This is a genomic window from Acinetobacter uliginosus (genome assembly GCF_044130295.1).
GTDB lineage: Bacteria > Pseudomonadota > Gammaproteobacteria > Pseudomonadales > Moraxellaceae > Acinetobacter.
In genome coordinates, this window is record NZ_JBIQOC010000100.1 from 1 (window position 1) to 12,895 (window position 12,895).

The window sequence follows — 12,895 nt, forward strand, 5'->3', positions numbered from 1 at the left end:
AAGCTGCCGACACACAAAGTGACCCAAATTGAAGAATTGCTGCCGCACTGCTGGAAACCTGAATCGAATTAAAAATTGGTATGGGATTCAGCGGACGCTTACTTTTTAAAAAACTTATTCCCTCTCTAAAATCCCCAATATGCTCTCAAAAACAGAGGCATAAAAAAAGACGCCCGAAGGCGTCTTTTTTGAGTCATTTAACGTCGAATTAGAATTCTTGGTTAAATGCTTGGCTTAATGCTTGGTCTACATCAGAGAAGTCATTAACCAGCGCATGTTCTGCAGCTTCTGCTTCTTGACGACGACGTTCCAAGTGGTACGCAAGACCAGTACCCGCTGGAATCAAGCGACCCACAACAACGTTTTCTTTCAAGCCACGTAGGTCATCTTCTTTACCTGTTACAGCCGCTTCAGTTAACACGCGTGTTGTTTCCTGGAACGATGCAGCAGAGATGAACGAGTCAGTAGAAAGCGATGCTTTGGTAATACCCATCAATTGACGTTCAAACTTCGCCGGGAACTTGTTCTGTGCAAGAACAGCTTGGTTCTCACTCATAACACGGATGTAATCCACTTGTTCGCCTTTGATGAAGCTTGTATCGCCACCGTCAGTAATGTCGACTTTACGCAACATTTGACGCACGATGACTTCAATGTGTTTATCGTTGATTTTTACACCTTGCAGACGGTATACGTCCTGAACTTCGTTCACGATGTAGTTGGTCAATGCCACTTCGCCTTTCAAGCGCAAGATGTCGTGTGGATTTTGCGGACCATCAGAAATGGTTTCACCACGGTTCACATGCTCGCCTTCGAACACGTTAATCGTACGCCACTTCGGAATAAGCTCTTCGTAAATCTCAGAGCCATCATCCGGAGTGATCACCAGACGGTTCTTGCCTTTGGTCTCTTTACCAAAACTTACCACACCAGAAATTTCAGCAAGAATTGCATGTTCTTTCGGTTTACGTGCTTCGAACAAGTCAGCTACGCGTGGCAGACCACCGGTAATATCACGGGTACGTGAAGATTCTTGTGGTACACGACCGATGACATCACCCACACCAATCGTTTCGCCATCACGGACAGAAAGAATCGTGTTTTGTGGCAAGAAGTAGAACTGTTCGCCGCCATCAACTGTGTCAAGCACAACTGCAGGACGTAAATCTTTACCTGACGCAGGACGTGAAGTCACTGGCAAGATTTCGATTGTGGTCATACCTGTTGCATCATCAGTTTTCGAGGTCACAGTTACGCCATCAGCGATCTGGCTGAAACGTACTTTACCGGCAACTTCTGTCACAAGTGGATGTGTATGTGGATCCCAAGTCGCCACGATACCGCCTGCCTCTACAGCTTCACCATCTTTCAACAAGATAGATGCACCGTAAGGAAGTTTATAGCGTTCGCGTTCACGACCTAAGTCATCTGCAATACCGATTTCACCTGAACGTGAAGTTGATACCAGGTGACCTTTGGCATGTTGTACTGTTTTCACGTTGTGGAAACGTACTGTACCTTTGTTACGAACTTGTACGCTATTTGCAGCAGAAGTTCGGCTCGCAGCACCACCGACGTGGAACGTACGCATGGTTAACTGTGTACCTGGCTCACCAATTGATTGAGCAGCCATTACACCCACAGATTCACCTGGGTTAACCAAGTGACCGCGAGCAAGGTCACGACCATAACACTTCGCACATACGCCAAATGTAGATTCACAGTTTACAACTGAACGTACTTTAACTTCATCGACACCTGCTTCTTCAAGGAAGGCAGCAATTTTTTCGTCAATTAAAGTATTACGTGGAAGAATGACTTCGTCAGAACCAGCACGTTTCACATCTTCAGCAACAACACGACCCAATACTCGAGCACCCAGATTCTCGATGACATCGCCACCTTGAATGAATGGCGTCATGACCAGACCGCCATAAGTACCACAATCCGGCTCGGTAATAACCAAATCCTGCGCTACGTCTACCAGACGACGAGTCAAGTAACCAGAGTTTGCTGTTTTAAGTGCTGTATCGGCCAAACCTTTACGCGCACCATGTGTTGAAATGAAGTACTGAAGTACTGTCAAACCTTCACGGAAGTTTGCTTTAATCGGGGTTTCAATGATCGAACCATCTGGTTTCGCCATCAAACCACGCATACCCGCCAACTGACGAATCTGAGCTGCCGAACCACGGGCACCCGAGTCAGACATCATGTAGATACTGTTGAATGATTTCTGTTTCTCATCTTCACCCTGTTTGTTCTTAACAGTCGTGAAAGACAAGTTGTCCATCATCGCTTTCGCTACCTGGTCATTGGTACGCGCCCAGATATCGACTACCTTGTTATAACGTTCACCGGCAGTTACGAAACCTTGTTCGAATTGTTGTTCGATTTCACGAACTTCAACTTCTGCTTTTTCGATGATCGAGTATTTCGCTGGTGGAATGAGCATGTCTTCCATACCAACAGATACACCAGAACGAGTCGCTTGACGGAAGCCCAGGTACATCAATTGGTCAGCAAAGATCACGGTATCTTTCAGACCCAATTTACGGTAGCAAGAGTTAATTAACTTGGAGATGTTCTTTTTCGTCATCTCAACGTTGATTTGCTGGAAGTCCATCCCTTCAGGAACAACTTCCCAAAGCAGACAGCGGCCTGGAGTCGTGTCAACAATAATGGTTTGCTGTTCACGGTTTCCATCTTCGTCAATCACAGTCTGGTGTACACGTGCTTTAACGCGAGCGTGTAAATCTACCTGACCTGTTGCAAGTGCACGGTTTACTTCATCAGTATCCGCGAACACCATGCCTTCACCTTTGGCATTGATTGCATCACGCGTGATGTAATACAAGCCCAAGACCACGTCCTGAGAAGGTACGATGATTGGCTCACCGTTGGCTGGTGACAAGATGTTGTTGGTCGACATCATTAACGCACGAGCTTCTAACTGAGCTTCAAGTGTTAATGGTACGTGTACCGCCATTTGGTCACCGTCGAAGTCGGCGTTAAACGCAGCACATACGAGTGGGTGTAGACGGATCGCTTTACCTTCAATCAGGGTTGGTTCAAATGCTTGAAGACCCAAACGGTGAAGTGTAGGCGCACGGTTCAACATCACTGGATGTTGACGGATCACGTGAGCAAGAACGTCCCAAACTTCTGGAGTTTCGCGCTCAACCATTTTCTTCGCAGCTTTAATGGTTGTTGCTTGGCCAGAAGCTTGCAGTTTTGCGAAAATGAATGGCTTGAATAATTCAAGTGCCATTTTCTTCGGAAGACCACATTGGTGCAAACGTAAAGTTGGACCTACAGTAATAACCGAACGACCAGAGTAATCGACACGCTTACCAAGTAAGTTTTGACGGAAACGACCTTGCTTACCTTTGATCATATCAGCCAAAGATTTAAGCGGACGTTTGTTCGAACCGGTAATTGCACGACCACGACGACCGTTATCAAGCAATGCATCTACAGACTCTTGCAGCATACGTTTTTCGTTACGTACGATAATGTCTGGAGCAGCAAGGTCAAGAAGACGTTTTAAACGGTTGTTACGGTTAATCACACGACGGTAAAGATCGTTCAAATCAGAAGTCGCGAAACGTCCACCTTCAAGCGGAACCAACGGACGAAGGTCTGGTGGAAGAACTGGCAATACAGTTAATACCATCCATTCTGGCTTGTTGTTTGACTCTTTGAACGCTTCCATCAACTTCAAGCGTTTAGACGCTTTTTTCAGCTTGGTTTCTGAAGTTGTGTTAGGAATTTCTTCGCGAAGACGTGAAATTTCAGCTTCAAGATCGATGTCTTTCAACAGGTCCTGAACAGCTTCTGCACCCATTTTTGCAGTGAATTCATCACCGTGCTCTTCTAACGCCGTGAAGTATTCTTCATCGTTCAGAAGTTGGTATTTCTCCATTGGAGTCATACCTGGGTCAGTGACCACGTAAGATTCGAAATACAATACGCGTTCGATGTCACGTAAAGTCATGTCTAGAAGAAGACCGATACGAGACGGTAATGATTTCAAGAACCAGATGTGCGCAACTGGAGAAGCCAATTCGATGTGACCCATACGCTCACGACGAACTTTCGCAGTTGTTACTTCAACGCCACATTTTTCACAAATGACGCCTTTGTATTTCATACGCTTGTATTTACCACACAAGCATTCGTAATCTTTTACCGGACCAAAGATTTTGGCACAGAACAAACCGTCACGTTCAGGTTTGAAGGTACGGTAGTTAATTGTCTCTGGCTTTTTAACTTCACCATGAGACCATGACTTAATCATTTCTGGTGACGCAAGACCAATACGGATGCGATCAAACTCTACTGGAGCATGACCATCAGAATCCGTCTTTTTGCGCATGATATCGAGCAAGTCTTTCAATTTTTTTCTCCGTGTGTTGTGGAGATTTTCACTTCACAACTGGGTCACAAATATTGTTTTTTAACTGAAATTTGGAATCTCCCCTAGCCCCTCTTTGATAAAGAGGGGAACTTTCCCCCTTTGAAAAAGGGGGTCAGGGGGATTTAATTAGTCACCATTTTTCAGTTCAATGTTGATACCTAAAGAACGGATCTCTTTGGTCAATACGTTGAACGATTCAGGCATACCTGGGTCCATGTAATGGTTACCATCTACAATGTTCTTATAGATACGAGTACGACCTTCAACGTCATCCGACTTAACAGTAAGCATTTCTTGGAGCGTGTAAGCTGCACCGTATGCTTCCAGTGCCCAGACTTCCATCTCACCGAAACGCTGACCACCGAACTGGGCTTTACCACCCAATGGTTGTTGCGTTACTAACGAGTAAGAACCTGTAGAACGCGCATGCATCTTGTCATCAACCAAGTGGTTCAGTTTCAGCATGTACATGTAACCTACAGTTACTGGACGGTCAAAACGTTCACCGGTACGGCCATCATACAATACCGTTTGACCAGTACGTGAAATGCCACCAAGTTCAAGCAATTCTTTGATTTGCGATTCTTCAGCACCATCGAATACCGGAGTTGCTAAAGGAACACCAGCACGCAAATTACCAGACAATGCCAAGATTTCATCATCAGTTAAGCTGTCAAGATCTTCTTGCTGACCGCCAACTTTGTTGTAAATCTTGTCCAAGAAGTCACGAAGCTCAAGTACAGTGCGTTGCTCTTTCAGCATCTTGTCGATCTTGTCACCCAGACCCTTCGCTGCCATACCCAAGTGAGTTTCCAGAATCTGCCCCACGTTCATACGTGATGGTACACCTAGCGGGTTAAGTACCACATCCACAGGAACACCGTTGGCATCGTGCGGCATGTCTTCTACGGGCAAGATGTTGGATACAACACCCTTGTTACCGTGACGACCCGCCATCTTATCACCCGGCTGGATGCGACGTTTAACTGCGAGGTAAACCTTAACCACTTTCAATACGCCAGTGGTCAGTTCATCACCGGTAGAAAGTTTGCGTTTTTTCTCAGCAAATTTCTCGTCAATTTCTTGGCTCTTCTCTTTCAAGAACACCTGAATTTGCGTTAAACGCTCAGCAATTGCTTCATCACTTGGCTGGATATCCAGTAAGTCAACAAGCTCTAAACCAGACAATACTTCTTCAGTCAGCTTGTCACCGCGTTTAGTGGTACCACCACCATTCGATTCTTGACCTTTTAACAGGCGAACAATACGTTCACGTGCTGCTTCTTCGAAGATTTTAAATTCTTCTTTCAAGTCTTTACGGTAAGCATCAAGCTGTGCTTTCTCAATGGCTTGAGCACGTTCGTCTTTTTCAAGACCGTCACGTGTAAACACTTGAACGTCAATTACAGTACCTTTCACGCCTGAAGACACACGTAAAGAAGAGTCTTTAACGTCAGCTGCTTTTTCACCGAAGATTGCACGAAGCAATTTTTCTTCAGGCGTCAACTGCGTTTCACCTTTCGGTGTTACTTTACCAACCAGGATGTCACCCGCTGTTACTTCAGCACCGATGTAAACAATACCTGACTCGTCCAGTTTAGACAGTGCAGCTTCGCCAACGTTAGGAATATCAGCAGTAATTTCTTCTGCACCTAACTTGGTATCACGTGCAACACATGACAATTCTTGAATATGAATCGACGTTAAACGGTCTTCTTGAAGAACACGCTCAGATAACAAGATCGAGTCTTCGTAGTTGTAACCGTTCCAGGTCATGAACGCTACGCGCATGTTTTGACCAAGCGCCAATTCACCGCCATCCGTAGATGGACCATCCGCAAGAACGTCACCACGACCAACTTTATCACCAAGTTTCACAAGAACTTTCTGGTTGATACAAGTGTTCTGGTTCGAACGTGTATATTTGATCAGGTTGTAAATATCTACACCTGCTTCACCTGCGATCATCTCTTCTTCGTTGACACGAATTACCACACGAGACGCGTCTACAAATTCAATACGACCACCACGTTTCGCAAGTACACATACACCTGAGTCGTGCGCTACGTTTGCTTCCATACCAGTACCAACAAGCGGCTTGTCGGCGATCAACGTAGGTACTGCCTGACGTTGCATGTTTGAACCCATCAATGCACGGTTCGCATCATCGTGTTCAAGGAATGGAATAAGTGATGCAGCAACAGATACAACCTGTTGAGCAGATACATCCATATGCGTCACTTTTTCAGGAGGCATACGTACGAAATCACCTTGGTGACGTACAGAAACGAATTCTTCAGTCAGGTTACCTTCTTTATCAATTGCAGAATCGGCCTGTGCAATGACAGTACCTACTTCTTCAATTGCAGAAAGATATTCAACGTCATCTGTTACACGACCATCTACAACTTTACGGTATGGAGTTTCCAGGAAACCGAAGTTATTACATTTCGCATAAACAGAAAGTGAGTTAATCAAACCAATGTTTGGACCCTCAGGAGTCTCAATTGGACACACACGACCATAGTGAGTTTGATGTACGTCACGTACTTCGAAGCCCGCACGTTCACGTGTCAAACCACCAGGCCCAAGCGCTGATACACGACGTTTGTGTGTAATTTCAGACAACGGGTTGTTTTGGTCCATGAACTGAGACAACTGACTTGAACCAAAGAATTCTTTGATTGCAGCAGCAACTGGTTTCGCATTGATTAAATCTTGCGGAGACAAGTTGTCAGTTTCAGCTTGGCTTAAACGTTCTTTAACAGCACGTTCAACACGAACAAGACCAACACGGAACTGGTTTTCTGTCATTTCACCAACAGAACGAACACGACGGTTACCTAAATGGTCAATATCGTCGACTTCACCTTTACCGTTACGAATTTCAACCAATGTTTTTAATACATCAGTGATGTCTTCGTTTGAAAGAATACCTTCAACTTCACGAGACTTCTGATCAGTACCGACTTCGTAAGGACGACCCAAACGACGGTTGAACTTCATACGACCGACCGGAGACAAGTCATAACGTTCAGAAGAGAAGAACAGGTTGTTGAACAGGTTCTCAGCAGCTTCTTTTGTTGGTGGCTCGCCTGGACGCATCACTTTGTAAATTTCTACCAGTGCTTCTTCACGACCAGTAGTTGTATCAGCACGTAAAGAGTCAGCAATGAATGAACCGCGATCGATATCATTCGTGAACAATACGTTAAATTGTTTTACGCCACCTTCAGCCAATTTCACCATGATCTCATGGCTCAATACCGTATTGGCTGCAATCACTTCACCGTCACGTAAAGCAACATCTTCAGCAACAATACGTTCGTACAAGTATTCATCCGGAACAGAAAGTTTTTCTAAACCAGCAGCTTCCATCTGACGTACGTGACGCGCATTGATACGTTTACCTTGCTCTACAATCACTTTACCGTCATTGTCAGCAATGTCGAATTGCGCCATTTCGCCACGAAGACGTTCTGGAACCAGGTCAATCTGGTAGCTACCCATGTCAAGATACACAGGTACTTTTTCGTAGAACATATCCAGGATTTGTTCGTTGCTATAACCCAAAGCACGAAGAACCACAGTCGCAAGCAATTTACGACGACGGTCAATACGAACATATACAAGGTCTTTAGCATCGAATTCGAAATCCAGCCATGAACCACGGTAAGGAATGATACGTGCAGAATAAAGAACTTTACCGCTAGAATGTGTTTTGCCTTTATCGTGGTCAAAGAACACGCCTGGTGAACGGTGTAATTGAGATACGATTACACGCTCAGTACCATTGATGACAAAAGTACCGTTTTCTGTCATAAGTGGCATTTCACCCATGTACACTTCTTGTTCACGTACGTCTTTAATTGATTTGGTTTCGCGATCTTTTAAGATCAAACGAATTTTTACACGCATTGGTGCTGCATAAGTTGAACCGCGTAAAATACATTCACGCACGTCAAACTCAGGCTTACCAAGACTATACTCAACAAATTCTAAAGCAGCATTGCCAGAATAACTTTCAATAGGAAAAACTGAACGAAATGCGGCTTGGAGACCGATATCTTCGCGGTTTTTTGGTGTTTTGCCATCTTGTAAGAATGTTCGGTACGAGTCGACCTGAATCGCGAGCAAGTACGGAGCATCCATGACGCTAGGCAATTTACCAAAATTCTTACGGATCCGTTTCTTTTCGGTATATGAGTATGCCATCTGGAGTCCTCGGAAAGTAAACTAAGTCCGCCTGCAGAACGGACCTAGAAGGAATTACACAGGCCGATATGGCCACCACTTTTTACAAATGCTGCAATTTTTAGTGGTATTAAAACGCTTAGCAATATTTTCAAATATAAAAAATATTGGTAAACGTTTGATATTATTGATTATTATAATAATTGATGCTTTTTTACACCAATCAAACAAAAATCGAGCCGATAATTGTAACGCAAAAAGGCTGATGACCCAAGAGCCATCAGCCAATTTTTGGGGTCAATTTAAAATTAGACCCCGATCGAAATTACTTAACAGTAACTGTAGCACCAGTTTCTTCAAGTTTTTTCTTAAGTTCTTCAGCTTCTTCTTTAGAAACGCCTTCTTTAAGAACTGAAGGAGCGCCTTCAACCATGTCTTTAGCTTCTTTCAAGCCAAGACCAGTGATTTCACGAACTGCTTTAATTACAGCTACTTTGTTAGCACCGAAAGAAGTCAACTCAACGTTGAATTCAGTTTGTTCTTCAACAGCAGCACCAGCAGCAGGACCAGCAGCAACAGCTACAGCAGCAGCAGATACGTTGAATTTTTCTTCAAAAGCAGAGATAAGTTCAACAAGTTCAAGAACAGTTTTTTCAGCAACTGCGTTTAAGATTTCTTCGTTAGTTAAAGCCATGAGAATAACTCCAAATGGGGATTGAATGGTGTGAAAGTAAATTTAAGCTTATGCAGCTTCTGACTCGTTTTTCTCTTTGAGCGCAGTAATAAGGCGACCCAATTTCGAAATAGGAGCTTGAAGAACGTTTGCAAGCATAGTAAGCGCTTTTTCTTGGTTTGGAAGGTTTGCGATAACGCTAACTTCAGCACCTTGATAAACCTTGCCGTCAAATGCAGCAGCTTTAAGTTCAAATGCTTTGTTAGTTTTAGCAAATTCTTCAAACAAGCGAGCAGCTGCGCCCATGTCGTCTTCAGAAGTTGAGAAAGCTAAGATTGTTGGGCCAACAAGGTTGTCATTCAAGATATTGAATTGAGTATCTTGAAGAGCACGTTTAGCTAAAGTATTACGCACAACACGTGTAGCAACACCTAGTTTACGAGCTTCAACACGAAGAGCAGTTAATTGCTCAACAGTTAAACCTTGGTAGTCAGCAACAACAGCAGCAAATGCAGTAGAAGCAACTTCAGCTACTTCAGCTACGATCTGTTTTTTGCCTTCGATAAGAAGAGCCATTGTAAAACCTCCTAACGGTGATTTATGCACTTACAAAGAAGTACACTCCCAATTCGTAAGGCCATCACTGGACTTACACGCGGAGGATGAACAAATCACACCACCGCGTCTACTCGGACTGGACTTTTAAGAAGTGAGTTCCAAAGAACTCCCCTCGCCCGAGGTCTTTGACGCTGACAAATTTACATTTATCAATTCAAAGTTTGCCTAAGTTCGCAAAATACGACGAAGCGTTTCTTGCGTAAGTTTTAAAGTAGTACTTTAAAACTTACTCAGGGCTTTAAAATTCTTTTCTAAGTCAAACTTAGTTAGATACGTTTGCTACATCAATAGTAAGACCAGGACCCATAGTTGAGCTTAAAGTGATCTTTTTGATGTAAACACCTTTAGAAGTCGCAGGTTTTGCTTTCTTAAGGTCAGCTACAAGAGCTTCAACGTTTTGACGAACAGCAGCAGCTTCAAAGCCAACTTGACCGATCGCAGCGTGGATGATACCCGCTTTGTCTACACGGTAACGTGCTTGACCAGCTTTAGCGTTTTTAACAGCGCCAGCTACGTCAGGAGTTACTGTACCCACTTTAGGGTTTGGCATTAAGCCACGTGGACCAAGAATCGTACCAAGTTTACCTACAACGCGCATTGCATCTGGAGCAGCAATTACTACGTCGAAATCAAGGTTACCCGCTTGAATGCTTTCAGCAAGATCATCAAAACCAACGATGTCTGCGCCTTCAGCTTTAGCAGCTTCAGCAGCAGCACCTTGAGCAAACACAGCAACACGTACAGTTTTACCAGTACCTGCAGGAAGTGTAGTCGCGCCACGAACAACCTGGTCAGATTTACGTGGGTCAACACCTAGATTTACTGATACATCCAAAGATTCTTTGAATTTAGCAGCAGGAAGGCTAGTTAAAACTTGTACTGCTTCTTCCAAAGTGTAAACTTTGTTTGCTTCTACAGCAGCAGCAATGGCTTTTTGACGTTTAGTTAATTTAGCCATGTCTTATAGCTCCACTTCCAAGCCCATAGAACGCGCAGAACCAGCAATGGTACGTACACGTGCGTCTAAATCAGCACCAGTTAAATCTGGTTCTTTAGTAGTCGCAATTTCTTCTAACTGAGCACGAGTCAACTTACCAACTTTAGTTTTGTTAGGTACAGCTGAACCCTTTTGAATACCAGCAGCTTTCTTAAGAAGAATAGCAGCAGGTGGAGTTTTCATGATAAATGTGAACGACTTGTCGTTGTACACAGTAATCACTACAGGAATTGGAAGACCTGGTTCAACTTTTTGTGTAGCAGCATTGAATTCTTTACAGAATGCCATGATGTTAACACCACGTTGACCTAGTGCAGGACCAATCGGTGGAGATGGATTCGCTTTACCAGCTGGAACTTGCAGCTTGATATAGCCGTCAATCTTCTTAGCCATTTCAAATTACCTCTGGGTACAAACGCCGCTAGGCTCCCCAACGCTATTTATGTAACAATACTGTTACAACAACAATGCCCGATCCATAACAAATCGGGCGTTTTCAATCCAACTTAAATCAGTTCGCTTTTTCGACTTGACGAAATTCGAGCTCAACCTGAGTTGGACGATTGAATACATTGATTGTCAACGTCAAACGTGACTTCTCGTAAAGAACTTCTTCCACCACACCTTTAAAGTCGGTAAATGGACCATCAATAACGAGTAATTCTTCGCCTGGCTCAAACATCGTCTTAGGACGAGGTGCTTCACCAGTATTGCGTACACGCGCAAGAATCGCATCAGCTTCTTTTTGCGTAATTGGTGCAGGTTTCTCTGCTGTACCACCAATGAAACCCAATACTTTTGGACATTCTTTAACGATGTGCCAGGTATCATCATTCATTTCCATTTCGACTAATACGTAGCCAGGAAAGAATTTACGCTCTGATTTACGCTTCTTACCATCCTTCATCTCTACCACTTCTTCGGTAGGAACCAGGACTTCACCAAAGCTATCGGCTACAGCGCTACGCTGGATTCGATCATTAAGTGAACGCATCACTTGTTTTTCATAACCTGAATAGGCATGAATAATGTACCAACGTTTCATAGCTCTTTTACCCGATAAAAAACTTCATTAACCAGCCCAAGATGTAATCAAAACACCATAAAACAATGGCAGCGATTACAACAACAGCAAGAACATGCCAAGATGTGGATACCGTTTCCTGCTTAGTCGGCCAAGTCACACGACGCAGCTCAATTCGAGCGTCTTTCAACAAACGAACAAAGCCTTTGCCTTGATGGGTGGCGTATAATAAACCTAAAGCCACTACGATACAAGCCAAAATTATTCCAACGCGCACCCAAACACTATTGGCTGGTGCCCAATACGCTGGCAAATACTGCCCCCCTATGGCTGCACCGATTAACAAAATCAATGCGATAACCCATAGAACAATATCTAAAGGGGAACCAGAATTAACAACTTCAGCAGAATTATTTCTTTGTGGAATTGGCGCTTCGCTTAATGCGTCACGCGATTTATCATTCGACATTTTTGTACTCGTCGTAGGCTTCGCGACTTATTATATGACAATTTAACCAGCATCAAGCTTTTTTTTAAAAAAATGGCAGGCCAGGAGGGACTCGAACCCCCAACATTCGGTTTTGGAGACCGACGCTCTACCAATTGAACTACTGACCTACAGTACAAATCGGGAACTAAAGTCCCCGATCTGTAATTTCAACTTATGGTTGCTATTATGCAGTTACTTTAGCAACAACACCAGCACCAACTGTACGACCACCTTCACGGATCGCAAAACGTAGACCTGGGTCCATTGCGATTGGGTGAATCAATTCTACTGACATTTCTACGTTGTCACCAGGCATAACCATTTCAACGCCTTCTTTCAAAGAAATCGCGCCAGTTACGTCAGTTGTACGGAAATAGAACTGTGGACGGTAACCGTTAAGGAATGGAGTGTGACGACCACCTTCTTCTTTAGAAAGTACGTATACTTCTGCATCGAATTTAGTGTGCGGCTTGATTGTA

Annotated in this window: 9 protein-coding genes and 1 tRNA gene; all 10 read right to left on the reverse strand. The window is 43.9% G+C overall.

Features of this window, described 5'->3' with window-relative positions:
- Positions 1 to 208 precede the first annotated feature (208 nt).
- On the reverse strand, positions 209 to 4,399 hold the full coding sequence (rpoC, locus tag ACE01T_RS15465; protein WP_180174535.1) for a DNA-directed RNA polymerase subunit beta': 4,191 nt from the start codon (positions 4,397 to 4,399) through the stop codon (positions 209 to 211).
- A 147-nt stretch (positions 4,400 to 4,546) separates the two neighbouring features.
- On the reverse strand, positions 4,547 to 8,635 hold the full coding sequence (gene rpoB, locus ACE01T_RS15470; RefSeq protein ID WP_180174536.1) for a DNA-directed RNA polymerase subunit beta: 4,089 nt from the start codon (positions 8,633 to 8,635) through the stop codon (positions 4,547 to 4,549).
- A 304-nt stretch (positions 8,636 to 8,939) separates the two neighbouring features.
- Positions 8,940 to 9,308, reverse strand: a complete 369-nt coding sequence (rplL, locus tag ACE01T_RS15475) for a 50S ribosomal protein L7/L12 (protein ID WP_086197252.1) — start codon at positions 9,306 to 9,308, stop codon at positions 8,940 to 8,942.
- Between the two features lie 48 nt (positions 9,309 to 9,356).
- Positions 9,357 to 9,863 (reverse strand): 50S ribosomal protein L10, encoded by a 507-nt coding sequence (rplJ, locus tag ACE01T_RS15480; RefSeq protein ID WP_086197253.1) that lies wholly within the window; start codon positions 9,861 to 9,863, stop codon positions 9,357 to 9,359.
- Positions 9,864 to 10,167: 304 nt separating this feature from the next.
- The gene (rplA, locus tag ACE01T_RS15485) at positions 10,168 to 10,863 is read right to left on the reverse strand and encodes a 50S ribosomal protein L1 (RefSeq protein ID WP_166168483.1); all 696 of its coding nucleotides are present in this window, start codon (positions 10,861 to 10,863) and stop codon (positions 10,168 to 10,170) included.
- A 3-nt stretch (positions 10,864 to 10,866) separates the two neighbouring features.
- Positions 10,867 to 11,295 (reverse strand): 50S ribosomal protein L11, encoded by a 429-nt coding sequence (rplK, locus tag ACE01T_RS15490; protein WP_034587972.1) that lies wholly within the window; start codon positions 11,293 to 11,295, stop codon positions 10,867 to 10,869.
- A gap of 118 nt (positions 11,296 to 11,413) precedes the next feature.
- Positions 11,414 to 11,947, reverse strand: a complete 534-nt coding sequence (nusG, locus tag ACE01T_RS15495; protein WP_086197255.1) for a transcription termination/antitermination protein NusG — start codon at positions 11,945 to 11,947, stop codon at positions 11,414 to 11,416.
- 7 nt (positions 11,948 to 11,954) lie between these two features.
- Positions 11,955 to 12,395 (reverse strand): preprotein translocase subunit SecE, encoded by a 441-nt coding sequence (gene secE / locus ACE01T_RS15500; RefSeq protein WP_086197256.1) that lies wholly within the window; start codon positions 12,393 to 12,395, stop codon positions 11,955 to 11,957.
- A gap of 73 nt (positions 12,396 to 12,468) precedes the next feature.
- Positions 12,469 to 12,544: transfer RNA gene (locus ACE01T_RS15505), tRNA-Trp, on the reverse strand.
- 56 nt (positions 12,545 to 12,600) lie between these two features.
- Positions 12,601 to 12,895, reverse strand: a 295-nt coding sequence (locus tag ACE01T_RS15510) for an EF-Tu C-terminal domain-related protein (RefSeq protein ID WP_489752753.1), incomplete at its 5' end; no start/stop codon positions are given.